The organism is Burkholderia sp. 9777_1386 (genome assembly GCF_015712265.1).
Taxonomy (GTDB): domain Bacteria; phylum Pseudomonadota; class Gammaproteobacteria; order Burkholderiales; family Burkholderiaceae; genus Burkholderia; species Burkholderia cenocepacia.
In genome coordinates this window covers 56597-81165 of sequence record NZ_JACCQB010000001.1, presented here as the reverse complement: position 1 = coordinate 81165, position 24569 = coordinate 56597, and the positions used below count along the sequence as shown (strand labels likewise).

Here is a 24569-nt window from a genome sequence, read left to right as displayed (position 1 = left end):
TCAAGTCGTGAGGTCGTTGTGAAAAATCGTGCCCGCTTCGGCCGCACGGGCGCGCTGCAGCGCGAGCACGGCGATCGCGGTGTCCTGCGCGCCGGTGCCGGTCAGGTCGCAGATCGTGATGTCGTCGCGATGCGTGCGGCCTTCGCGCCGGCCGGCGATGACTTCGCCGAGCTCGGGAAACACCGCATCGGCCGCGACCACGCCAGCCGCGATCGCATGCGCGAGCTCGCCGGCCACGCGGGTCTGCTGCAGCCGGTCGCAGAAATAGCGTGCCGCGCCGAACACCGACGGCGCGAGTTCGGTCTTGTAATCGGCGTCCGAACCCATCGCCGTCACGTGCAGCCCGGGATGCAAGTCCTCCGCGTGCACGAGCGGCGCGCGGCTCGGCGTGGTCGTCACGGCGATGTCCGCGTCGGCCAGCGCCGCATGCACCGAGCGCGCGACCGTCGCATCGATGCCGTGCGCCGCGCGCACGTCGGCCGCGAACTGCGCGGCCCGCGCGGTGTCGCGCGCCCACACCGTCACGTGGGTGATGTCGCGCACCAACCTCAGCGCAGCGAGTTGCAACCGCGCCTGCTCGCCCGCACCGACGATCGCCGCGCGGTGCGCATCGGCGCGCGCGAGCCGGCGCGCGGCCACGGCGCCGGCCGCCGCGGTGCGCACGGCCGTCAGGTAGCCGTTGTCGAGCAGCACGGCCTCGGTCAGGCCGGTGCGGGCCGACAGCACGAGCATCAGCCCGTTCAGGCTCGGCAGCCCGAGCGACGGATTGTCGAAGAAGCCGGGGCTGACCTTGATCGCGAAGCTGTCGAAGCGCGGCAGGTACGCGGTCTTCACGTCCACTTCGGCGTGGCGCGCCGGCAGCGCGAGATTCAGGATCGGCGGCATCACGACGGCGTCGGTCGCGAGCGACGCGAACGCGGCCTCGACCTGGTCGATCGCGGCGAGATCGAGCGGCACCAGCGCACGCAATTGCGCCTGGCCGAGCAACGTGACGGGATGGGCCATGTCAGTGCTCCGAAACGAGCCGGCGATGCGCGGCCATGTCGATGTTCGCGCCGCTCACGACGACCACGATCGGGCCGCCGCGATCGCGGCGCACGATCCGCTCGTCCAGCAATGCGGCGAGGCCGACCGCGCCGGCGCCTTCGACGACGAGCCGTTCTTCCCGATACGCATGCGCGATGCCGCGCGCGATCGACGGCTCGTCGAGCAGCACGACGTCGTCGGCCAGCGCGCGCGTCATGTCGAACGTGTAGCGGTTGTCGAGGCCAATGCCGCCGCCGAGCGAATCGGCCAGCGTCGGCTGCTCGTCGACGTCGACCGGGCGGCCGGCCGCGAGGCTCGCATGCATCGCGGCGCCGCGCGCCATCGAGACGCCGATCACCTCGATCGGCGGCCGGATCGCCTTCGCGGCAAACGCGACGCCGCTGAACAGGCCGCCGCCCGACAGCGGCACAACGAGCGTCGCGGTATCGGGCAGCGCTTCCAGAATCTCGACGCCGATCGTCGCCTGGCCGGCGATGATGCGCGGATCGTCGAACGGCGGCACGTACGCGTAGCCTTCGTCGCGCACCAGCCGCCGCGCTTCGACCTGCGCGTCGTCCTGGCTGTCGCCGACGATCACCACGCGCGCGCCGAGCGCCGCGACCGCGTCGACCTTGTTGGCCGGCACGAGCGACGACATGCAGACGGCCGCGTCGATGCCGAGCGCGCGTGCCGCATGCGCGACCGCGCGGCCGTGGTTGCCGGTGGACGCGGTGACCACGCGCGTCACGCGCTGCGCGGCAAGTTCCGCGAGCGCGTTGGTCGCGCCGCGCAGCTTGAAGCTGCCGGTCGGCTGCAGCGTTTCGAGCTTCAGATGAACGGGGGCGCCGACCCGCGCGGACAGCGCGGCGGACGCGACGAGCGGCGTACCGTCGGCGCGCCCGGCGAGGCGGCGGCGCGCGCGATAGACGTCGGACAGCGACAGGAAAGACATGGAACGCACGCCTCGCGACGAATGTGATGCGATCCAGTCTAATGTTCCAAATCGCGCTTTCGAATGTCCTGATACATTGCGCGCGACATCGCGGCAGCGCCGCCGGTTCAGTGGAAATCGTTCAGGTGCGGATACTGTTCGAACACGCCGGCGATCGTTTCGAGCGCCGCGTTGCACGCGGCATCGGACGTTTCGGCGCCGATGCACACGCGCACCGCGTTCGGCCGCTCCGTGCCGCCGACGAGAAACGGATCGGGCGACGTCACCGCGATCTTGCGGGTGCGCAATTCGCGCACGATCCGCTCGGCCTGCCAGTAGTCGGGCACGCGCAGCCAGGCCGACAGCGCGTTCGGGTGCGCACCGAGCACATACGGCCCCAGCGCGGCCTTCACCATCTCCTGACGCACGGCGAGCCGCTGGCGCTGCAGTTCGACGAGCCGCCGCGCGGTGCCGTCGGCGATCCAGCGCGTCGCGATCTCCGCGATCGGCGACGTCGCCATCCAGCTGCTCACGCGCAGCACGCTCTCGACGCGCAACGCGAGCCGCCGCGGCATCGCGAGATAGCCGGTGCGCAATCCGGTCAGCACCGATTTCGTCATGCTCGTGCAGTAGAAGCCGAGCTCCGGAATCAGGCTCGCGATCGGCGTGCCCGTCTTCTCGGGCAGCGGACCGTACACGTCGTCCTCGATCACGTACACGCCGTAGCGCGTCGCGATGCGCGCGATCGAGCGCCGCCGCGACTCGGTCATCATCGACACGGTCGGATTATTGAGGGTCGGCGTGCAGACGAGCGCGCTGATCCGCTCGCCGTCGCACATCTCCTCGAAATGTTCGGGACGGATGCCGTGCTCGTCCATCTCGAGCCCCTTCAGCGTAAACCCGAGCACGTTCGCGGAGCCGATCACGCCGTGATCGGTCAGGCTTTCGCACAACACGGTATCGCCCGGCCCGACGATCGACGCGAGCGCGAGAAAGATCCCGTGCGCCGCGCCGTTCGTGACCAGCAGCGATTCGCGGTGCACCGGCATGTTCAGCGATGCGAGCCACGCGGCGCCGGCGTCGCGATGCGCATCCAGCCCGGCGATCGGCCGGAACGAGCGGATCCACGGCTGGTCGTCGGTGCCGGCCAGCGCCGCGCACACGCCGCGCCACGCGGCATCGTGCTCCGGCGTGTGCACGATGCGGGCGATCGAGAAGTCGACCAGTTCGCGCTCGGTCGTATCGAGGATGTAGTTCGACATCGATTCGGTCACGCGCGCGGCCACGAAGCTGCCGCGGCCGACCTCGCAGCGGATCAGCCCCTGGCGCTCCAGCTCCTTGTACGCATTGGTGACGGTCTGCACGCTGACGCCGAGGCTCGATGCGACGTCGCGCTGCGGCGCGAGCCGGGCGCCCGGCGCGAGCGCGCCGTTCTCGATGTCGCTGGCGATCGCCTTCACGAGCCGCTTGTATTTCGACTCGATGCCGTGCACCGCGCCGATCGCGTCGCGCCAGCCTGCCGATACCTCCGTCCGTCCCATCTCGATGTCTCCGTCGTGGCTTCCGCATGGTCGCTCAGAAAGACACCCCGAAAATATTGTCCTAGTGCAATCGCGCGCGAAAGCAGGACTTACGGGTCGAATCGAGCGAGGCAATCGGCGTGCCCGGGACGGAGACGAATCCGGCACCTTTATCGTTCGGACCCATGTCGCGGGCCGCCTACCCGCGCAGAATCCGCCGCGCCTTCAGGATCACCGGCATGTCGACCATCCTGCCGTCGAGCGCCACGGCCGCACCGCCGCTCGCGTCGACGGCATCGAGCACGCGCCGCGCCCACGCCTGTTCCGCGTCGGTCCATGCATACGCGCGATGCACCGCGTCGATCTGCTTCGGATGAATGCACAGTTTCCCGCCGAAGCCGAAGCCCCGCGCGTAGCGCGCATGCCGTTCGATCGCGGCCGGATCGTCGATGACCGTCGACACGCCGTCGACCGGCGGCGCGATCCCCGCCAGCCGCGACGCGAGCACGATCCGCGAGCGGAACGCGTTCAGCGCTTCGCCGTCGCCGTCGATCCCGAGATCGACCTGGAAATCGAGCGTGCCGAACGCCACGCGCACGACGCGCGGCGCCGCACACACCTGGTCGAGCCCCGCGATGCCGGTCGCCGTCTCGACGATCGGCAGCAGTTCGAGTGCGCGATGCGCATGCGCGAGCACCGCGTCCACCTGCGCACGCGTGTCGCACTTCGGCAGCATCACGCCGGCCACGCCCGGATGCGCGGCGAGCGCCGCGAGGTCGTCGGCGAACCATGCGGTGTCGGCCGCGTTCACGCGCACCCACACGGGCCGCGCGGCATCGAGCTGCGCGACGACCGCATCGCGCGCCGCCGGCTTGCCGTCCGGCGGCACGGCATCCTCGAGATCGACGATCACCGCGTCGGCGCCGGCCGCGCGCGCCTTCTCGAAGCGCTCCGGACGATTGCCGGGAACGAACAGCCACGAACGGGCGGACGCGGACGTCATGCCGAGGCCTCCGGAAACAGCGTGCCGATCGCATCGCACGATGCGACCAGCCACGCGTCGGCAAGGAGCCGCTCGACCTCGGCGCCGGACGCCGCGCCCGAGAACGCGGCGAGCGTGCGTACCTTGCGCGCGATCTCGTCGCGCGACAGCGTGTTGCCCGGATCGCCCTTCGGCTCGTCGACGCGGCCCGTGAACGTGCGGCCGTCGCGCGTCGTGACCGTGACCTTGCCGATCCAGCGCGCCGGATACGCGCGATCGACTTCGTCGTCGAACGCCATCGACACGCGGTCGCGGAACGCGGCGACGTGGGCAGCCGCGTAATCGCGCTCGAATTCGTCGACGCCCGCGTGCCCGTGCAACGCGGCCAGCGCGAGCACGGTGCCCATGTTGAACTTCGCCTGATGCACGGTGCGCGGCACCGTGACCGCGCCGAGCACATCGAGCGCACCCTGGTGCACGTGCGTGACGACCGTCCCGATGTCCGCCGCCGCCAGCCGCTCGCGCGCCATCACCGCGAGCAGCGCGTCGGCGGCCGGATGCGTGTGGCGGCACGACGCGTGATACTTGAACGACGTTTCCGCGGTCGCCCAGCGCGCGCCGAGCCGGTCGGTCAGGCGGGCCGGGTCCGCATCGGTGGACATGCCGGCCGCCATCCCCTGCGCGCCTTCGAGAATCCGCGTGGCGCCGCGAAACCCGTCGCGCGCAAGCTCGGCCGCCATCAGCCCGTTCGCGGCGGCCATCGCCGTATGCAGCTGCTTCGAATCGGCCGCATCGCGCAGGAATTCCCACAATCCGCTCGCCTGCGTGCCGGCCGAGCCGAACGCATCGAGCATCCGCTCCGGCGGCAACCCGAGCAGCCGCCCGGCCGCCGCGGCGGCCGCCACCGTGCCGGCGGTGCCGGTCGTATGGAACACCTTGTAGTGCGAACGCCCGAGAAACTCGCCGACGCGGATGCCGACTTCATAGCCGGCGACCGCCGCCGCGATGAAGTCGCGCCCGCTCGCGCCGCGGGCCTGCGCCAGCGCGAGCGCGACCGGAAACACGACGGTCGCCGGATGAAACACCGCGCCGTTGTGCACGTCGTCCTGTTCCGCGAAATGCGATGCCGCGCCGTTCGTCATCGCCGCGAAGTACGGTGTCGCGGGCGTGCGGTCGATCAGCACGTCGGCCGTGCCGGGCCCGCCGGGCGAGCCGCCCGCGCGGCGCGCGAACGCCGCGATCGTCTCGACCGGGCGCGCGCCCTTGCCGGCCAGCGCGGAGCCGAGCCAGTCGACGTAGAGATTGACGGTGCGCGCGACGACGTCGGCGGGAATCGCGTCGAAGCGCAGCTGCGACGCGAACGTCGCGAGCGTGCGGCCGGGGGCGGTGGCAATGGCGGGAATCGGATGGGTCATCGTCGTCGTGAAAGCGGAATCAGATCGTGCCGTTCGCGCGCAGCGCGGCGATCCGCGCGCGGTCGTAGCCGAGTTCGGCGAGGATCGCATCGGTATGCTGGCCGAGCGCCGGCACCGCATCCATGCGCGGCTCGACGCCGGCGGGCAGCCCCGGCGGCAACAGCGCGGGCACCGGGCCCGCGGCCGTGTCGACGCTGCGCCAACGCTCGCGCGCCTGCAATTGCGGGTGCCGCCATACGTCGTCGAGCGTGTTCATCTGCGCGTTCGCGATGCCGGCCGCGTCGAGCCGCTGCATCACTTCGGCGGCCGTCAGCGTCGCGAACGCATCGACGATCAGCGCATCGACCGCGTCGCGCGCCGCATGCCGTTTCGAATTCGCGTTGAAACGCGGATCGTCGGCGAGCGCCGGCTGCCGCAGCACCTGCTCGCAGAACAGCTTCCATTCGCGCTCGTTCTGCAGCCCGAGCATCACGGTCTTGCCGTCGCCGGCCGGGAACGGGCCGTACGGACAGATCGTCGCGTGCGACGCGCCCGACGGCGCGGGCGGGCTTTGCCCGTCGATCGCGTAGTAGAGCGGGTAGCCCATCCACTCGACCATGCTCTCCAGCATCGATACGTCGATCCGGCACCCTGCGCCGGTGCGGCCGCGCATCAGCAGCGCGCTCAGGATGTTCGTGTACGCGTACATGCCGGCCGCGATGTCCGCGATCGAGCAGCCGGCCTTCGCCGGTTGCCCGGGCGAGCCCGTGATCGACAGGAACCCGGCTTCGCTCTGGATCAGCAGGTCGTACGCCTTGCGGTCGCGATACGGGCCGTCGTCGCCGTAACCCGAGATGTCGCAGACGATCAGGCGCGGATGCGTGTGCTTCAACGCGTCGTAGCCGAGCCCGAGACGCTCGGCCGCACCGGGCGCGAGATTCTGCACGAGCACGTCGGCATCCGCGAGCAGCGCGTCGAGCACGGCCGCCGCAGCGGGCTGCTTGACGTCGAGCGTCAGGCTCTCCTTCGAGCGGTTCACCCACACGAAGTGCGACGACAGCCCGTGCACGCGTTCGTCGTAGCCGCGCGCAAAATCGCCGCTGCCCGGCCGTTCGATCTTGATCACGCGCGCGCCGAGATCGGCGAGCTGGCGCGTGCAGAACGGCGCCGCGATCGCATGTTCGAGGGTGATTACCTTGATGCCGTCGAGGGGTCGCATCGTCGGCCTCCGTCAGAACGAGCGCGGCAGGTCGAGGAGGTGCTCCGCGACGTAGGCCAGGATCAGGTTGGTCGAGATCGGCGCGACCTGGTACAGGCGCGTTTCGCGGAACTTGCGCTCGACGTCGTATTCGCACGCGAAGCCGAAGCCGCCGTGGAATTGCAGGCACGCGTTCGCGGCCTCCCACGACGCGTCGGCCGCGAGCAGCTTCGCCATGTTCGCCTGTGCGCCGCACGGCGCGTGCGCATCGAACCGGCGCGCGGCGTCGAAGCGCATCAGGCTCGCGGCCTCGACGTTCACGAACGCGCGCGCGATCGGGAACTGCACGCCCTGGTTCTGCCCGATCGGGCGGCCGAACACGACGCGCTCCTTCACGTACTGCGACACCTTGTCGATGAACCAGTAGCCATCGCCGATGCATTCGGCCGCGATCAGCGTGCGCTCGGCGTTCAGCCCGTCGAGGATGTACTTGAAGCCCTGCCCCTCCTCGCCGATCAGGTTGTCGGCCGGAATCTCGAGGTTGTCGAAGAACAGCTCGTTGGTCTCGTGATTGACCATGTTCGGGATCGGCCGCACCGTCAGCCCGTGGCCGATGGCCTCGCGCAGATCGACGACGAAGATCGACATCCCTTCGGATTTTTTCTTCACGTCGGCGAGCGGCGTCGTGCGCGCGAGCAGGATCATCAGGTCCGAATGCTGCACGCGCGAGATCCACACCTTCTGCCCGTTGATCACGTAACGATCGCCGCGTCGCTCGGCGGTCGTCCTGATCTTCGTCGTGTCGGTGCCGGTGGTCGGCTCGGTCACGCCCATCGATTGCAGGCGCAACTCGCCACTCGCGATCTTCGGCAGATACGCGCGCTTCTGTTCGGCCGAACCGTGGCGCAGCAGCGTGCCCATGTTGTACATCTGCCCGTGGCACGCGCCGGAGTTGCCGCCCGCGCGGTTGATCTCCTCCATGATGATCGACGCCTCGGTGAGGCCGAGCCCCGAGCCGCCGTATTCCTGCGGAATCAGCGCGGCGAGCCAGCCGGCCTTCGTCAGCGCGTCGACGAACGCGTCGGGATAGCCGCGCGCGTCGTCGATCTGGCGGAAATACTCGCCGGGAAAGTGGCTGCACAGGTCGCGCACCGCTTCGCGGATGTCCTGGTACGGGTCGTGTTGCGTCGTCTGCATGTCCGTCGTCGATGAATGAGGGAAAGGAAGGAATCACGTCACGCGAGGGTCGCGGTGGCCTGCATCGTCAGCCAGCCGTCGCGATCCTTCGCCCACAGCTCGATCGTGCGGCCGTCGTCCGACGGCTTGCCGCACAGCGTGAACGGCTCCGAATCGAAGGTCGGGCGCACCGCGCGGAACGCGAAGCTCGCGAGCGTCGCGTCCGGCCGTTCGCGGTGCACGAGATCGACGAGCAGCGTCGCGATCAGCGGGCCGTGCACGACGAGCCCCGGATAGCCTTCTTCCTGCGTCACGTAGCGGCGGTCGTAGTGGATGCGATGGCCGTTGAAGGTCAACGCCGAATAGCGAAACAGCATCACCGCGTCGGCCGTGACCGTGCGCGACCACGTCTCGCCCGCGGGCGGCGCGACCGGCTTCGGTGCCGGCGCACCTGGCTGCGGCGCGTCGCGATAGACGATGTCGTGCTCCTCCTCGACGCACAGCGCGCCGCCGGATTCGATCCGGTGTTGCACCGTCACGAACACGAGCCGGCCGCTGCGGCCCGTCTTGTCCTCGATGTTCGCGATCGTCGATTCGCGCGTCGCGCGCCGCCCCGCACGCAGCGGCGCATGGAACGTCAGGCGGCCGCCGGCCCACATGCGGCGCGGCAGCGGCACCGGCGGCAGGAAGCCGCCGCGCTTCGGGTGACCGTCCGGGCCGAGCTCGGCCAGCGGCGCGATCGGCAGGAAGTAGAGCCAGTGCCACATCGGCGGCACGACGTCGCCGGGCGACGGGCGGTCGAGCGTGGCGGCCAGCGCGTTCAGCGGGAACGCGGTGATGTCGTCGTCGAGCGTTTCGGTCTTGCCGAGCCACGCATCGAGCGATGCGGGCGTGGCGGGCTGCGAGGATGAGGTCGACACGGGTGGAGCCTCCGGTGCGCTTGCAATGACCCTAATATGCACGCCGCGCGCGCGGCCGCGAAGTCGGCTTTGCCGAACCGGGGCTTCGAATTTGCTTAACGCGCGCGGCCGTACGCCGGGCTGCCGGACGGTTCTCGTCTGACTATTCAATATAGTCGCCGCGCCGGATGTGGACGGTTCGGGGTCGCCCCCCTTACGGCTTGACCCCGGCCGGCACGCCGCCTACATTGCTTCAGACGGGCCGGCCGGGCCGCATGCGACGTGTCATCCGGGTGACAAAAAACGATAGTTTGCTATCGAATGTTTTTGCCCCTATCATCTCGCCCATGACCAATCTGCACGACCTCCGCCTCGCCGTCAGCAGCCTGCTCGTGCTCACCGCGCGCAAGTGGCGCCGCACCAGTGACGGCGTGCTGACCGCGTACAACGTGTCCGAGGCCTGCGCGACGCCGCTCCTGATGGCCGGGCGCCTCGGCGAAGGCGTGCGGCAAGGCACGCTCGCCGAACACGTCGGCATCGAAGGGCCGTCGCTCGTGCGCCTGCTCGACCAGCTGTGCGCGGCCGGCCTCGCGCGCCGCGACGAGGATCCGCACGACCGCCGCGCGAAAACGATCTCGTTGACGGCCGCCGGCCGCGCGGTCACCGCGAAGATGGAGGAAGACCTGCGCGCGCTGCGCGCCCAGGTGCTCAAGGGCGTGTCGCGCGCCGATCTCGAGGCGACGCTGCGCGTGCTGAACGCGTTCAACGCGGCCGACCCGCATCCGCCGGCGTCGCGCCCGCCCCACTCCGACGATTCCGCGTCATGACCTATCCGAGCCTTCGCGACTGGCTGTTCTCGGGCAAGACGTTCGCCGCGTCGATGCTGGCGCTGTACCTCGGCCTGTATTTCCAGCTGCCGCGCCCGTACTGGGCGATGGCGAGCGTCTACATCGTGTCGAACCCGTTCGTCGGCGCGACGCGCTCGAAAGCGCTGTACCGCGCGCTCGGCACCGCGCTCGGCGCGGCCGCCGCGATCTTCTTCGTGCCACCGTTCGTCGAGACGCCGCTCCTGTTCAGCATCATCGTCGCGACCTGGTGCGGCACGCTGCTGTACCTCGCGATCTCCGACCGCACCGCCCGCAGCTACGTCTTCATGCTCGCCGGCTATACGATGCCGCTGGTCGCGCTGCCGACCGTCACCGATCCGTCCACCGTGTTCGACGTCGCGATCGCGCGCACCGAGGAAATCGTGCTCGGCATCGTGTGCGCGAGCGTGGTCGGCAGCGCCGTGTTCCCGAACCGGCTCGCGCCGACGCTGATCGAGCGCACCGACGCGTGGTTCAAGGACGCCGCGTTCTACGGCCGCGAAACGCTGTCCGGGCACCTGGCCGGCAAGGCGCTGTCCGCGTGCCGGCAGCGGCTCGCCGCGACCATCACCGGCCTCGAGTTCCTGCTGAGCCAGTTGGGCTACGACCATGCGCATCCGCGCGTCCTCGCGCGCGCGCAGGCGCTCGCGGGCCGGATGCAGCTGTTCCTGCCGCTGATGTCGTCGCTCGCCGATCCGCTGATCGCGCTGATGCGCGACCTGCACGTACGCCCGCCCGCACTCGACGCGCTGCTGGCCGACGCCGCGAAGTGGTTCGACGCACCGCTGCCGGCCGTGCAGACCGACGCGGGCGGCGACATGGCGCACGATCCGGTCGCGGACGACCTGCGCGCGCGCATCGCCGCGCTGCAGCCGCCCGACAGCGCGCTGGCGAGCTGGGACGGCGCGCTGATGTCGAATGCACTGTGGCGGCTGCGCCAGGTCATCGACATCTGGCAGGACTGCCGCTCGCTGCGCGCGCTGATCGCGAACGAATCGGGCGTATGGCAGCCGCGCTACCGGCACTGGCGGCTCGGCGGCACCGAGCGCTTCTTCGATCGCGGGATGATGCTGTTCTCGACGCTGACCGTCGTGTTCGCGATCGTGTTCGCGTGCTGGCTGTGGATCTCGTCCGGCTGGCACGACGGCGCGGCGGCCGTCACGCTCGTGGCCGTGTCGTGCAGCTTCTTCGCCGCGCTCGACGAGCCGGCGCCGCTGGTGTTCAAGTTTTTCCTGTCGACCACCGCGAGCGTCGTGTTCGCGGGCCTGTACCTGTTCGTCGTGCTGCCGCACGTGCACGATTTCGCGATGCTCGTGCTGATGTTCGCGGGCCCGTTCATCCTGATCGGCACGCTGCTGCCGCGCCCGCAGTTCAACATGGTGACGATGCTCGTCGCGGTGAACACGGCCACCTTCATCAGCATCCAGAGCGCGTACGAAGCCGATTTCTTCGTGTTCCTGAACAGCAATCTCGCGGGCGTCGCCGGGCTGCTGTTCGCGTACGTATGGACGCGCGCGACGCGGCCGTTCGGCGCGGAACTCGCGGTGCGGCGCCTGCTGCGCTCGGGCTGGGAGGACGTCGCGCGCTCCGCGTCGACGCAGCCGCTCGACGACCAGCGCAACCACGCGTCGCGGATGCTCGATCGCGTCACGCAACTGCTGCCGCGCCTCGGCGCGTCCGACGACCACCGCCATCCGTCGATCGAAAGCTTCCGCGACCTGCGCATCGCGCTGAACGCGCTCGACCTGCGCCGCTCGCGACGCCGGCTGTCGGGCGACGTGCCCGATGCGATCGATCGCGTGCTGGCCGGCGTCACCGATCACTACACGCGCTGCGCGGCCGCGAACGCGCGCCAGCCCGCGCCGCCCGCGCTGCTGGCGACGATCGACGACGCGCTGCGGCGCGTGGCCGGCCGCACCCTGCCGGACGCCGCGCCGACCGACGGCACGGCCGCACCCGCGGTGCCCGCCACGCACCGCCGGCTGCGCGACACGCTGCATGCGCTCGTCGGCCTGCGCCTGTCGCTGTATCCGGCCGCGTCCGCGCAAGCGCCGCAGCCGCCGGACGGAGCGCGCGCATGAGCCGGCTTTCCACCTTGTCCTTCCGACCGCGACCATGATCGGCGAAATCGATATCTTCGGCGTGTTCGTGCCGGCCCCGCTCGTGCTGATGCTGATCGCCTACCTGATCAACATCGTCGTGCGCGCGGTGCTCGAACGCGTCGGCTTCTACCGCCTCGTCTGGCACCGTTCGATCTTCGACCTCGGCATCTACGTATTCGTGCTGGCCGCCGTCGTGATCGTGTCCCACCAACTCGTGGCTACCTAACGTGAAAAAAACCTGGCTCTCGGCAGGGCAAGTCCTGCTCACCCTGATCGTCGTCGTCGTGGCCGGCCTCGTGCTGTGGCGCATCATCAACTACTACATGTTCTCGCCGTGGACGCGCGACGGGCACGTGCGCGCCGACGTGATCCAGGTCGCGCCGGACGTGTCGGGCCTCATCACGTCGGTGCAGGTCGCCGACAACCAGGAGGTCAAGCGCGGCCAGGTGCTGTTCGTGATCGACCAGGCGCGCTACGCGCTCGCGGAGCGGCTCGCCGAAGCGACGCTCGCGCAGCGCCGCGCGACGCTGGCGCAGGCGAAGCGCGAATACGCGCGCAACCTGCAGCTCGGCAACCTGGTCGCGAGCGAACAGGTCGAGGAAAGCCGCACGCGCGTCGAGCAGGGCGAAGCGAGCGTCGCCGATGCGCAGGTGTCGCTCGACACCGCGAAGCTGAACCTGCAGCGCACGACGATCGTCAGTCCCGTGGACGGCTACCTGAACGACCGCGCCCCGCGCGTCGGCGAGTACGTGCCGGCCGGCCGCGCGGTGCTGTCGGTCGTCGACCGCAACTCGTTCCGCGTCGACGGCTACTTCGAGGAAACCAAGCTGCGCGGCATCCATATCGGCCAGCCGGTCGACATCATCGTGATGGGCGAGCCGCATGCGCTGCGCGGCCACGTGCAGAGCATCGTCGCCGCGATCGAGGATCGCGACCGCACGCAGGGCGCGAATCTGCTGCCGAACGTGAATCCGGCGTTCAGCTGGGTGCGGCTCGCGCAGCGCGTGCCGGTGCGCGTCGTGCTCGACGAGGTGCCCGACGACTTCCGGATGATCGCGGGCCGCACCGCGACCGTGTCGATGCGCGGCGCCGACGCGCGCCGCAACGACAACGCGAAGCCGGTGGGCGCCAGCACCGCATCGGCGAGCGCGCCGGTTCCGGCCGCGTCCGGTACGGCCGCGAGCGCCACCGGAGCCTCGCAATGAAGCGGCACGGTCTGCGCGTCGCGGCAACGCTCGCCCCGCTGGCGCTCGCACTCGGTGCGTGCAAGTCGGTCGGCCCCGACTACACGCTGCCGCAGCAGGCGTACGTCAATGCGCCGCTCGCGAATCATGCGCTCGACGACGCGAACGGCGCGCTGGTGTCGCGCGACGCGGTGCCCGGCAACTGGTGGCAGCTGTACGACGACCCGGTACTCGACGGGCTCGTGCGCGACGCGTTGAAGTCGAACACCGACCTGCGCGTCGCCGCGGCCAACCTCGCCCGCTCGCGCGCGGCGCTGGTGGTCGCGAACGAACAGGGCGGATTCTCGGGCGGCGCGGAAGCGGCCGTGCAGCGCGCGCAGGAATCGGCCGAGCAATACCTGCTCGAAAACAAGCTGCCGGTCGTCAACGAAGGCACGGTCGGCATCAACGTGTCGTACGAGCTCGACCTGTTCGGCAAGCTGCGGCGCGGCGTCGAAGCCGCGCGCGCGGACAGCGAGGCCGTCAAGGCGGCCGGCGACCTCGCGCGCATCACGGTCGTGGCCGACGTCGTGCGCGCGTACGTCGAAGCGTGCTCGGCCGGCGACGAACTGGCGATCGCGAAGCAGTCGCTCGCGTTGCAGCAGCAGCGCGTGAAACTGTCGCAGCGGCTGCGCGATGCCGGACGCGGCAACCAGACCGACGTGACGCGCGGCGTGACGCAGGTGCGCACGCTCTCCGCCGACATTCCGCGCTTCGAGGGCCGCCGCAAGGTCGCGCAGTACCAGCTCGCCGCGCTGCTCGCGCGCGCGCCGGCCGATCTGCCGAAGGCCGCCGCCGAATGCGAACGCCTGCCGAAGCTGCGTCAGCCGATTCCGATCGGCGACGGCGCCGCGCTGTTGCGCCGCCGCCCCGACGTGCGCGAAGCCGAGCGGCAGCTCGCCGCCGCGACCGCGCGGATCGGCGTGGCAACCGCCGCGCTGTACCCGTCGGTCAGCATCGGCGCGTCGGCCGGCTCGGTCGGCGTCGCCGCCGATCTGTTCTCGTCCACCACGAATCGCTGGTCGTTCGGTCCGCTGATCAGCTGGTCGTTCCCCGTCAATGGCCAGCGTGCGCGCGTGCGCGAGGCCGAAGCCGCGACGGGTGGCGCACTCGCGCACTTCGACGGCGTCGTGCTGAACGCGCTGCGCGAAACGCAGTCGAGCCTCGCGACCTATGCCGCCGACGTGCAGCGTACGGACGCGCTGCGCACCGCGTACGAGTCGGCCCGCAATTCCGCCGCCGAAACCCATCGTCTCTACGCGGCCGGCCGCGAATCGTTCATCGCCGATCTCGATGCGACGCGCACGTTGACGAGCGTGCAGGCGCAGGTCGCAGCGGCCGAAGGCCAGGTCGCGGCCGACCAGGTGCGGCTCTTCCTCGCGCTCGGTGGCGGGTGGGAGAGCGACGGCGCGACGGCTGCCGGCTCCGCCGCCGCGACGCCCGCGAGCGGCCCGTCAGCGCCGTAGCGTCATCGCCGCCGGCACGAAACGCGCGATGACAGCGAGTTTTCGTGATGCGCGTCATGGCATCCGCTGGGCGACGCTCACCCGCGTTGCCGGTACACTGGCCGATGCATTTCCATTCATCTGCTGCCGCAGCCGGGCCGGCCGCGGCATCCACCTCGGAGAATCATCATGCGAACCAGCGCCCGCAACCAATTCGCCGGCCAGATCGGCGCCGTCAAGCCCGGTGCCGTCAACGACGAAATCACGCTGCGCACGCAGGACGGCCTCGAGATCGTCGCCGTGATCACCCACGGCAGCGCGGCGTCGCTGGGCCTCGCGGCCGGCACGAAGGCGTTCGCGCTCGTCAAGGCATCGTCGGTCATCGTGATGGTCGATGTGGACAGCAGCAAGGTGTCGGCGCGCAACTGCGTGACGGGCACCGTCGCGTCGGTCGCGAAGGGCGCGGTCAATTCGGAAGTCGTGATCAAGGCCGCGGGCGGCGCGGAGATCGTCGCGATCGTCACCAACGACAGCGTCGATCGTCTTGGCCTCGCGAGCGGCACCGCTGCGTCCGCGATCTTCAAGGCGTCGAGCGTGATCGTCGGCGTCGAGTGATCGTGTGACGATCGCGATGGTGATACGTCGTGCACCTCGCATGCGTGCGGCCTGGTTCCCGTCCGGAGGCTGACGATGACCGCTTCGGCCGATCGCACGTACGAACAGGCGTTGCAGTCGCTGCGATCTGCGACAGCCAACGCCGACGTGCCCGATGCCCGGTTGTTCGGCACACTCGTTGCGGCACGCGCGGGGCGTAACGAACTGACGTTGCTGGGCTTGTCTCCCGACCGGTTCGCCTGGCTGCTGGCCCGGCAGTTTCCGCATCTGCGATCCGCCGATATCGCCGCACTCGCGCCGACGGTCACGCCGCCAGCGCTGCCGGCCACGCACGCGGCATTCGTCGCGACGCTGCACGCGCGGTTGATGGACGACGCGAATCCCGCGGTCGCTCGCGACGATGCCGACTGCCTCGCCGCGATCATCGCGCATGCGTGTCTGCGCCCCGATCATCTGTGGCGCGACCTCGGGCTCGATGGGCGCGACGCGGTATCCGCGATGCTCGAGCGCTTTTTCCCCGCGCTTGCCGCACGCAACGTCGCGCATCTGCGCTGGAAGAAATTCCTTGCGCAGGAAGTGGCCGCATCGCTCGGTGTGGCGCCCGGGCCCGCCCCCGGATGCCCGGGCTGCGAGGATTTCGGTTTCTGCTTTCCTCGCGCGCGATAATCGGCGCGGCAACGTACGTACCGTCGTCTGTTTCGCCGCGTCGCTAGCGAGAACCTGCCGTTACGCGACTTCAACGCCACATTCCGCTTCCACGAGCCGGCATCGCGCGCAACATCGACCGAATGATCGTCGAACGCGCGAACCGGTTACCGGAGCGCGCTCCGCATCCTCAACGCGAACCGGTGACGAGCGGCCTTCGATGTGCGGTCGCCGGCACATGCGTCGACGACCTGTCGACGACCGGCTGTCCGCGTTTCCCATAAACGGTCACCTTGCGACGCGCGACATGCATTGCTCACGACACGATCAATGCCGATGCCGGTGATGAATATCCGGAAAATGCGCATGGCTGTGCGTGATCGGCAAATGCACGTGCGGATGCGTGTGCGGTTCGTCGCCGTCGTACGGAAAATCGTGCGAGTGCTGGTGATGGTCGTCGTGCCGATGCCGGTGCGTATGCTCGAGCCGCTCGTGCTCATGCGCGTGCTCGTGCCGTTCGCGCACGTGCAGCCAGATGCCGAGCGCCATCAGCGCAGCTGCGATCCAGAACGTCGCGGGCGGCAGCGCGGGCCAGATCAGCAACGACAACACGACCCCGAACAGCGGCGCGATCGAAAAATACGTGCCGGTGCGCGCGCTGCCGAGATGACGCAGCGCGACGACGAACAGCACGAGGCTGATCCCGTAGCCGCCGAGCCCCGTCAGCATCGCCGCGGCCGTAACCGGTATCGCGGGCAACGTCGCGCCGGTCGCCAGCGCGATGCCGATGTTCACCGGCCCGGCGATCAGCCCTTTCAGGCACGCAATCACCATCGCGTCGTTCGCGGCCACCTTGCGGGTCAGGTTGTTGTCGATCGCCCAGCACAGGCACGCACCGACGATCAGCCACGCGCCGACCGGCACGCCGGCGCGGTCCGGCGTCCACGACAACAGCGTGCCGCCGGCGACGATCGCCACCATGCCGACGAATATCTGCGTATCGACGTTCTCGCGAAACACGACCCACGCGATCACCGCCGTCAGCACGCCTTCGAGATTGAGCAGCAACGCGCTCGTCGCCGCCGGCGTGCTCGACAGCCCGAGCATCAGCAAAGCCGGGCCCGCCACGCCGCCCGCCGCGATCGCACCGGCCAGCCACGGCAGATCGGCGCGCCGTAGCGGCGCCGCATCCGCGGCCGGTGCGCGACGGCTGTGCCAGCCGCGCAGCAGGATCCCGATGCCGAGCCCGATGCCGCTGCCGAGATAGAACAGGCCCGCAACCATGAACGGCGACATCGCGCCGATCAGCGCCTTGGCAAGCGGTGTCGCGGCGCCGAACAGCGCAGCGGCGGCGAGCGCGACGAAAATCGCGGAATGTCTCGGGTTCATGATCCGGGTTGTATCGACGTGGATGAAGCTGAGCGTGGCTCGGGGCCGACGCGGGCTTGTCTTACTTTTCGAAAGGCTGCTTGTATCGCGGCGATTGGCTTGCCCGCAGTCCGACGATCCAGCCGTGATTATCGCGCGCCGTTTTGTCGGGATGGGCACACGGGACCGCGCGCGCGTCGATCGACGTTTTTCACGCCATCATTTCGTAAAACGAATTATCTGACTGACGCACCGGATTAATCGGTGATGCGTATTATTTACGTTCCATCAGCACGGTCGAAATATCGTGTGCGCCAGGATCGAACGTTGTCCGTCCGGTCACGTTGATTGTTCGACGGGAGAGAGGGGAATGTACCGGCCGGATCGGCGCCGGTGAGGCAGTCCCGACCTGCCTCTGTCGAGGCAAGTCGGTCTGTCGTGTGATTCATCGCATACAACCTGCATGCGAGCACGCGCCGTGCGGTCGACGGCAGCGCAGTGCGGATTACTCGTTGCCGGCCGCTTGCTGCTCGACCTGCGGCGCGACGTCGGTCTGCACCTTCGTTTCCGCTTCGGCTTCCGCCGGTTGCGGCGCGGCAGCTGCCTCGGCCTGCTGCTCGGCCTTCGGCTGCTGCGGCGCCCCCTTGGCCGACTGCGCCGCGCCCTTGTTCGGGCGGCGAGCCTTCAGGCGGCGCGCACGCGCCGCATCGTCGTGCGTCACGCGCCCGGCTTCGTTGCCCTGCAGGTCGACGCGCACCGCGTCTTCGACGAGGCAGGACCAGTAGCGATTGCCACGGCACCATGTCGACATCGCTTCGCGCAGTTCGGCTTCGTTGAGGCCGACGGCCTGCGCTTCGCGGGCGAGATCGTCCCAAATGCCGACCTTGAGCGGCACTTTGGGGGCCGGATTCTTCGGGAACGCGCGCGGAAACTTCCGCTGCAGTTTGCCGATTGCGACGATGACCGGATCGACCGGCGCCGACGGCTTTGCCGAGGCAGGCTTCGCCCGATGCTGCGCCTTCGCGCCGGCACCCGGCTTGGCGCCGCGGGACGGCTGGTCGCCGGACTTCGGCTTCACACCGGCGTCCGTCGGCGCTGCCGGCCGCTTCGCGTTGCGCTCCTGCTTGGCCTTCGCTGCGAGCTGCGCCCGCAATTCGGCAAGTTGTTCAAAACCCATAAATTCAATCCACCAGGAATATAAGGTGTGGTTCGTGCGGCCATGCCGCGCGGCACAAAAGCTTCGCCGCCATGCGCGCGGCCGGCCTGCCGCCGGTGCGGAATACTACGGGGCCGCATCGCGCACGCCACTCTGTTTTCAGGCACCCGGCCTCGATGCCGGACAAGGCAGGAGTGGAAGTATACCGGTACGCGGGACGGCCGGTTGACTCACCGGTCTGCATTCGCCCGATTCGGGGCACCGGAAATGCGTCCGCGCGGTCGTGTTGCGCATTATATGGATACGCTTCCGGATGTCACGCCATTCGCGGCCACGGCCGGAAATCGGGGGCGGGCCGACCGATACGCGATCTTCCGCGCGACCCACAGTCGAACGGCGGCGTATCGCATCCGCGACGCGTTGTGCGGACCTGCGACGTCGCGCGACACGCGTCCTTGACGCTCGTGTGCACCGGCATCGATACACGACTCGTTGCGTCCGCATCGATCGCGGCGCGGACGAAGATATCGGAAAGTGCGTAGTATGGCCGCATCGACTTCGTTGGCAGCATGTCTCGCCTGCTTTTCCCCACGTGCCCGGTCAGCCGGGCGCGATCCCGTTGCCTGCGAAAAGCCCCGGTTACACGAGATGGAGCGGATGCATGGTTTCCCAAGACGACACCCCACACGACGGCATCACGCGCGAGGAGATTCACCATCGGCAGATCGACATGCGCGGCTATCGGCGCAGCGACGGCCTGTTCGAAGTGACGGCCTGCCTCGCGGACCGCAAGACCAGCGATTTCACACCCCCCGGCGGCGCGCGGACGGTCGTGGCGCGGACGCCGCTCCACGATCTCGGCGTGACGCTGGTGTTCGACGTCGACATGGTCGTCCGCGCCGTATCCACGTTCATTCGTTCACATCCGTATGCGCAGTGTCCGGGCGGCGGCGACTCGCTGCAGGCGCTCGTCGGATTGAACATCGGCGCCGGCTGGAACAGCGAGGTTCGCAAGCGCCTGCCGTCCTGCGATACGTGCACACACCTGAAGGAATTGCTCGGCCCGATCGCGACGACGGCCTATCAGACGATGGTCGGCACGCGGCGATCGTCGCTCGATTACCGCGACAGCGAAGGAAAGCCGCTCAAGATCGACAGTTGCTACGCCTACGGCGCGTCGCGCGATCTCGTGAAGCGTCTTTGGCCTGAATATCACCGGCCGTCGACCACGGTAAAAGACAGCTGAAGTGCCGGGACCCGGCGGGTTCGGCGTTTGCGGAACGAGTATTGCGCGAACAGCCGCCAATCCTGTCGATGTTCATTCGGCAGATCGACGCCGCCGCATCCGGCATCAGAAAACGCCCAGCGCAAGTCCCGCGGCAAGGCCCGCACCCAGTTCGGCGCAGCGCGCGAGTGCTTCGCTGTCGATCGTCTTCGTCGCGAGAATACGTTCTGGCGTCTGCGCATGCGTGCAGACGATCAGCCCGGGCGCCACGTTCTTCAGCCGCCATCCGGTCGCGATCCGGTCGATCTGGCGCAACGCGTTCTGTCCGTCGCTTCCCGCGCAAATCATCGCCGCATACGGCCGGCCGTTCACGCGATCGAGCGCCGCGTAGTAGCAGCGATCGAAGAAATCCTTCATCAGGCCGGACATCGCCGCAAGATTCTCCGGCGTCGCGAACAGGTACGCGTCGGCGGCCAGCACGTCCGCTGCACTCGTTGCGTCCGCGCGCTGCAACCTGACGTCGACGCCAGGCTGCTCGCGCGCCGCTGCGGCAGCCGCTGCGGCCATCTGCTGCGTGCCTCCGGTCATCGTGTGATAGACGATCAACAGCGTCTTCATGGGTCGTTGCTCGCGTCCGGCTTCGGATGCGCCGGCGGTATCGTTCAGTCTAGGCCAGATGGCCGATCGACACGGGTGGGCGCCATTTGGCGTTCGTGCTTCCAGGGATCGGCCGGTTTGCCCGCTCGTCGACGCCGCGCGCACATCGCAGTGGCTTCGAGCTGTCCGTCGATCTGGATGCTTCCGGTGGCGCGTTCAGTCTTGCTGGCGATGCGGTGCGACGCCGTCGTCCGGTCGCGCGTAGTACGCGAGGAACATGTCGGCAGCCGATTCCGCAACTTTCTGCTGCTCCTGCGCCGTCAACGGCGGCTGGCCCATCGTGATCTGCGGCCAGAACGCGAAGGCCTTCACGGCGCCATGCAACTGATGCGCGGCGAACACCGGATCGGTGACCGACAGGCGGCCGGCCGCCGCTGCCGCACGCACCCAGACCGTGAGGTCTTCCTCCCGCTCGCTGAGACGCTCGACCATGTCGCGCGCCCGTTCCGGCGAATGGATGGCCGCGCCGATCGCGACACGCGCCAGCGCGAGGAAGGCCTCATCATTCATCAAGCGCAATTTGCGGTCGAGCAAGGCGAGCAGTTGCTCGCGCAGCGGTACGTCGGCGCGATAGGTCGGCGAGCTGCCGGTCCGGGTCGCCTCCCACAGCTTGTTCAGGATCGCGGCGAACAGCGTCTCCTTGCCCGGGAAGTGGTTGTAGACGGTGCGCTTCGACACGTCCGCGCGCGCAGCGATGCGATCCATGCTCGTCGCATCGTAGCCGGCCGCGAGAAATTCCTCGATTGCCGCATCGACGATGGCCGCGCGCTTTCGGTCGGTCAGACGCTGAGGGGGAGTGCTGGTATCCATCGAGAAATTTTACACCGGGCAGTTTACTTATCCCAAAAATAAACTACACTGTTTAGTGTACTTTATTCTCGGGATGAACCGACATGGCATCGCCTCTCGTTTTGATTCACCGCATTCTGGGTTTCGCGGCCGCCCGACGTGGCCGGACGCTGTCCGGCAGTTCGCCGCAGCACGATGGCGAGCGCTTTGCCAATGTCGCGCCGCGCCCCGCCGAAGGACTGGGCAAGACGCTGGGAATCGCGTGGAACATGCTGGTCAACAAGCCGCGTCATACGGTGCCTGCCGGCACGTTGCCGGTCGATTCGCTGACCCGCGTGGAGCTCGAGGCGGCGCCCGATCGCAGCCTCTACCGGCTCGGCCATTCGACGCTGTTGCTGAAGTTGCGCGGTGAATTCTGGTTGACCGATCCGGTATTTGCCGAGCGCGCGTCGCCGTTTCGGCGTATCGGGCCCAAGCGCTTCCATGCGCCGCCGATTGCGCTGGAAGATCTTCCGCCGCTGCGCGGCGTGATCCTGTCGCACGACCATTACGATCACCTCGATCGCGACACGGTGCTCGCGCTCGCCGCAACCACCGGCGTGTTCGTGACGACGCTGGGCGTCGGCGATCGGCTGATCGAATGGGGGATCGACGCGAACAAGGTCCGCCAGCTCGACTGGTGGCAAAGCGTGGACGTGGCCGGGGTGACGCTGACGGCGACGCCTGCCCAGCACTTCTCCGGGCGCAGCCTGTTCGACGGCAACAGTACGCTGTGGGCGTCGTGGGTGATCGTCGACGACGACCTGCGCCTGTTCTTCAGCGGCGACACCGGCTATTTCGACGGTTTCCGGGAAATCGGCGAGCGCCTCGGACCGTTCGACGTCACGCTGATCGAAACAGGCGCCTATGATACGCAATGGCCTTACGTGCACATGCAGCCGGAAGAAACCGTGCAGGCGCACATCGATTTGCGCGGGCGCTGGCTGATCCCGATCCACAACGGCACGTTCGACCTCGCGATGCATCGCTGGCAGGAGCCGTTCGAGCGCGTCACGGCGCTGGCGCTCGTGCGCGGCATCGAGCTGTCGACGCCGCGGATGGGCGAACGCCTCGATCTCGACACACCGCATCGCGGCGAACGCTGGTGGCGCATGGTCGACGAGCGCGCGGCGGCACCGGCGGCAAAATCGCGACGCTGGCAGTTTTGCACATCGCAGGCAACGAAGTAGTCCGCCAGTCGCGGCACGCACATGCCTTCCGTGAAGACGGCCGTGCCGCGATTCCAGGCGATGCACGCGTTGCCGGCCTCCCCTGCACGTCGACGGCATGCCTGTCGACCCGATTACCTGAGTGAGAAGTCATGCACCCGGCATCCGCCCGATACATATCCGGCCAACAAGACGACGACATCGCCATCGCGGCATTCGACCAGGCAAGCCACCGTTCGACCGGCCGCAGCCGCGAGAACGAACTGCGACGGACCCTCGCGGAACGCGTCGCGAGGTGGACCGAAGGTGTCGATCACCTCGACACGGCCATTCCCAACTTGAGCTTTCACCGACGGGAAGCGCCGACGCAGCCGATGGAGTGCATGGTCGAGCCGAGCTTCGGCCTCGTCGTTCAAGGTGCAAAGCGGGTCATGCAGAGTGGGGATGCCTACATCTACGATGCCGATCGCTTTCTGATCACGTCTCTCGACCTGCCCGGTTCGACGCAGATCATTGAGGCCAGCCCCGACAAACCGTTTCTCGGGCTCGGTCTCAAGCTCGATTTTCGCGTCATGGCCGAACTGATGATGCAAGTCGCGCCGGATCACGACGATGCCCCAGCAGGCCGCGGACTCGTCGTCGGCGACATGACCGAACCGCTGTACGACGCGCTGAATCGGTTACTCGCGCTGCTGGACGACCCGCACGCCATTGCGGTTCTCGGCCCGTACATCGAGCGGGAAATCTACTACCGGCTGCTGACGAGCGACCAGGGCGGCCGCCTGCGACAGATTGCGTCCACCGGCAGCCAGTGCAACCGTGTGTCGCGCGCGATCCGGTGGCTGCGCGCTCACTATGACGAGTCGTTGCGTGTCGATGACCTTGCGGCGCAGGTTCAGATGAGCAGTTCGACGTTCCATCACCACTTCCGTCAGCTCACCGGCATGAGTCCGCTGCAATACCAGAAATGGATACGGCTCAACGAGGCACGTCGGCTGATGCTGGCCGAGCGGCTCGACGCTGCGTCGGCGGCGTTCAGGGTCGGGTATGCGAGCCCGACGCAGTTCAACCGGGAATATAGCCGGCTGTTTGGCAATTCTCCGCGACGGGATATCGATAGCCTGCGAGGCGGAGCGGACGTCGCGTTGTCGATCGTGGCGAGTTATTGATTGCGGTGCGGCGGCGGAGATGTGTCGGTTTCGACGGGATTCGAAGGGCTGAAATTGGCTTCGCACACGCGACGTCGACGGGCTTGGGTTGAAGCGTTGGACACCGATATGTTTCCAGCTCGGATGAATGCTCGGCGTCTCAGTCGCTGTTGAACGTCAAACCGCAGCCGACGCGTGTCGAGCGGCCGCATCCCAGCTCGGATCTCACATTCGGCTACAGACAAATCGCCCCGAACCGACGCTCTCTGAGCGGATTGTAGCCGCGCTCTCTTCTGAAGACTGCGTTGTACCGGTCGCGCTGCGATTACGGGCCCACGAATGCCCGGCGTCAACTTCTATCTACTCCGAATCCCACCATTCCATGAATCGCGGGACCGACGTGTGCGTTGTCACGTGACAACTGACGCTAAATATCGGTGCGCCCCGTACTCGATTGGAGGCTTAAAGGAATTCAATGGTAGAGCACCGATCCCTCCCAGCTCATCGGCAGATCCGCGAAGAATCAGCCGGAATGTATCAAAAACAACAAATCACATATCAATCAAAACAAATCTGGCCGCAGCCGTATCATTCTTCAATGCCTGGTCGTTGAAAACTCATACGCCCCTATTTCCAGAGAGTGCAGCATCCATTTTGCGTGAAACAGCATGAAGAATATGGCGCAAACCATTGCCCCACAAGGATTTCCGGCGAGTGCTTATTTTCGGGAAATGTTTCACGATCCGACCCGTTTGGGTTGTTGCATGCCTCTGACGTATGGATTCAGCGCCAGTAGCAGTTCATACCTGCGGCTATCTCCGGCATCAACAGTCCGCCAGCGCAGGCACCGGCTGGCGGCCACGAAGCAACCTACCCTATCGGCCGGCACGCACGGAAACGCAGGGTCGCGCTCCTATATAAATGGGGACATATCATGACAGCCCCATGCAGCCTTTGCGACAGAGCTCGGCAGCATTGCGTCAGCCCTTGAGGGTC

22 protein-coding genes are annotated in these 24569 nt (G+C 68.1%); 10 read left to right on the top strand and 12 right to left on the bottom strand.

The window, feature by feature from the left end; translation table 11 throughout:
* The 8 genes from H0X91_RS00285 to H0X91_RS00250 all read right to left on the bottom strand — a co-directional run bounded on the left by H0X91_RS00285 (nucleotide 1) and on the right by H0X91_RS00250 (nucleotide 9147).
* A complete protein-coding gene (locus tag H0X91_RS00285; protein WP_059721488.1) occupies nucleotides 1-1005 on the bottom strand; it encodes a cyclodeaminase in 1005 nt (334 codons plus the stop codon).
* A 1-nt stretch (nucleotide 1006) separates the two neighbouring features.
* Nucleotides 1007-1978 carry a hydroxyectoine utilization dehydratase EutB gene (gene eutB, locus H0X91_RS00280; RefSeq protein WP_006482160.1) on the bottom strand — a complete coding sequence of 324 codons (972 nt, stop codon included), beginning with the start codon at nucleotides 1976-1978 and terminating at the stop codon, nucleotides 1007-1009.
* 107 nt (nucleotides 1979-2085) lie between these two features.
* Nucleotides 2086-3498, bottom strand: a complete 1413-nt coding sequence (gene ehuR / locus H0X91_RS00275; protein WP_006482158.1) for a MocR-like ectoine utilization transcription factor EhuR — start codon at nucleotides 3496-3498, stop codon at nucleotides 2086-2088.
* 178 nt (nucleotides 3499-3676) lie between these two features.
* On the bottom strand, nucleotides 3677-4480 hold the full coding sequence (locus H0X91_RS00270; protein ID WP_006482164.1) for an HpcH/HpaI aldolase/citrate lyase family protein: 804 nt from the start codon (nucleotides 4478-4480) through the stop codon (nucleotides 3677-3679).
* Entirely contained in the window at nucleotides 4477-5874 is a 1398-nt protein-coding gene (locus tag H0X91_RS00265; RefSeq protein ID WP_196432692.1) for an MmgE/PrpD family protein, read from the bottom strand. Before H0X91_RS00265 ends, H0X91_RS00270 begins: the two co-directional genes overlap by 4 nt.
* A 19-nt stretch (nucleotides 5875-5893) precedes the next feature.
* The gene (locus tag H0X91_RS00260) at nucleotides 5894-7072 is read right to left on the bottom strand and encodes a CaiB/BaiF CoA transferase family protein (protein ID WP_006482159.1); all 1179 of its coding nucleotides are present in this window, start codon (nucleotides 7070-7072) and stop codon (nucleotides 5894-5896) included.
* Nucleotides 7073-7084: 12 nt separating this feature from the next.
* Complete coding sequence (locus H0X91_RS00255) at nucleotides 7085-8248, bottom strand: acyl-CoA dehydrogenase family protein (RefSeq protein ID WP_006482162.1); 1164 nt, start codon at nucleotides 8246-8248, stop codon at nucleotides 7085-7087.
* Nucleotides 8249-8286: 38 nt separating this feature from the next.
* Nucleotides 8287-9147 carry an FAS1-like dehydratase domain-containing protein gene (locus H0X91_RS00250; protein WP_006497851.1) on the bottom strand — a complete coding sequence of 287 codons (861 nt, stop codon included), beginning with the start codon at nucleotides 9145-9147 and terminating at the stop codon, nucleotides 8287-8289.
* Between the two features lie 326 nt (nucleotides 9148-9473).
* Between H0X91_RS00250 and H0X91_RS00245 the strand changes: the two genes are divergently transcribed.
* From H0X91_RS00245 to H0X91_RS00215, 7 genes are all read left to right on the top strand, one after another.
* Nucleotides 9474-9953 carry a MarR family winged helix-turn-helix transcriptional regulator gene (locus H0X91_RS00245; protein WP_006482157.1) on the top strand — a complete coding sequence of 160 codons (480 nt, stop codon included), beginning with the start codon at nucleotides 9474-9476 and terminating at the stop codon, nucleotides 9951-9953.
* Nucleotides 9950-12073, top strand: a complete 2124-nt coding sequence (locus tag H0X91_RS00240; RefSeq protein WP_006497849.1) for an FUSC family protein — start codon at nucleotides 9950-9952, stop codon at nucleotides 12071-12073. The genes H0X91_RS00245 and H0X91_RS00240 overlap by 4 nt, the downstream gene beginning before the upstream one ends.
* A gap of 34 nt (nucleotides 12074-12107) precedes the next feature.
* On the top strand, nucleotides 12108-12320 hold the full coding sequence (locus H0X91_RS00235) for a DUF1656 domain-containing protein (RefSeq protein ID WP_006481008.1): 213 nt from the start codon (nucleotides 12108-12110) through the stop codon (nucleotides 12318-12320).
* Nucleotide 12321: 1 nt separating this feature from the next.
* Nucleotides 12322-13299, top strand: coding sequence for an efflux RND transporter periplasmic adaptor subunit (locus tag H0X91_RS00230; protein WP_006481647.1), 978 nt, complete (start codon nucleotides 12322-12324; stop codon nucleotides 13297-13299).
* Complete coding sequence (locus H0X91_RS00225; protein WP_084752253.1) at nucleotides 13296-14783, top strand: efflux transporter outer membrane subunit; 1488 nt, start codon at nucleotides 13296-13298, stop codon at nucleotides 14781-14783. The genes H0X91_RS00230 and H0X91_RS00225 overlap by 4 nt, the downstream gene beginning before the upstream one ends.
* Nucleotides 14784-14951: 168 nt before the next feature.
* Complete coding sequence (locus H0X91_RS00220; RefSeq protein WP_006489093.1) at nucleotides 14952-15377, top strand: TOBE domain-containing protein; 426 nt, start codon at nucleotides 14952-14954, stop codon at nucleotides 15375-15377.
* Between the two features lie 75 nt (nucleotides 15378-15452).
* Nucleotides 15453-16043 (top strand): nitrogen fixation protein NifQ, encoded by a 591-nt coding sequence (locus H0X91_RS00215; protein ID WP_060265183.1) that lies wholly within the window; start codon nucleotides 15453-15455, stop codon nucleotides 16041-16043.
* 306 nt (nucleotides 16044-16349) lie between these two features.
* On the opposite strand, the gene H0X91_RS00210 is transcribed toward H0X91_RS00215, so the two are convergent.
* On the bottom strand, nucleotides 16350-17411 hold the full coding sequence (locus H0X91_RS00210) for a DMT family transporter (protein ID WP_080331725.1): 1062 nt from the start codon (nucleotides 17409-17411) through the stop codon (nucleotides 16350-16352).
* Nucleotides 17412-17895: 484 nt separating this feature from the next.
* Nucleotides 17896-18567 (bottom strand): ProQ/FinO family protein, encoded by a 672-nt coding sequence (locus tag H0X91_RS00205; protein ID WP_006497845.1) that lies wholly within the window; start codon nucleotides 18565-18567, stop codon nucleotides 17896-17898.
* 640 nt (nucleotides 18568-19207) lie between these two features.
* Here H0X91_RS00205 and H0X91_RS00200 point away from each other — a divergent pair.
* Nucleotides 19208-19792, top strand: coding sequence for a DUF2889 domain-containing protein (locus H0X91_RS00200; RefSeq protein ID WP_062911550.1), 585 nt, complete (start codon nucleotides 19208-19210; stop codon nucleotides 19790-19792).
* A gap of 105 nt (nucleotides 19793-19897) precedes the next feature.
* Here the strand turns inward: H0X91_RS00200 and H0X91_RS00195 are convergent, their stop codons facing one another.
* Both H0X91_RS00195 and H0X91_RS00190 read right to left on the bottom strand, forming a co-directional pair.
* Nucleotides 19898-20389 (bottom strand): flavodoxin family protein, encoded by a 492-nt coding sequence (locus H0X91_RS00195; RefSeq protein ID WP_006489078.1) that lies wholly within the window; start codon nucleotides 20387-20389, stop codon nucleotides 19898-19900.
* A 195-nt stretch (nucleotides 20390-20584) separates the two neighbouring features.
* Nucleotides 20585-21238 (bottom strand): TetR/AcrR family transcriptional regulator, encoded by a 654-nt coding sequence (locus tag H0X91_RS00190; RefSeq protein WP_006489088.1) that lies wholly within the window; start codon nucleotides 21236-21238, stop codon nucleotides 20585-20587.
* Nucleotides 21239-21321: 83 nt separating this feature from the next.
* On the opposite strand from H0X91_RS00190, the gene H0X91_RS00185 reads away from it, so the two are divergent.
* The gene (locus tag H0X91_RS00185) at nucleotides 21322-22446 is read left to right on the top strand and encodes an MBL fold metallo-hydrolase (RefSeq protein ID WP_062885901.1); all 1125 of its coding nucleotides are present in this window, start codon (nucleotides 21322-21324) and stop codon (nucleotides 22444-22446) included.
* A gap of 131 nt (nucleotides 22447-22577) precedes the next feature.
* Nucleotides 22578-23594: an AraC family transcriptional regulator gene (locus tag H0X91_RS00180; RefSeq protein WP_006491931.1), complete on the top strand. Its 1017-nt coding sequence runs from the start codon at nucleotides 22578-22580 to the stop codon at nucleotides 23592-23594.
* Nucleotides 23595-24569: the final 975 nt, after the last annotated feature.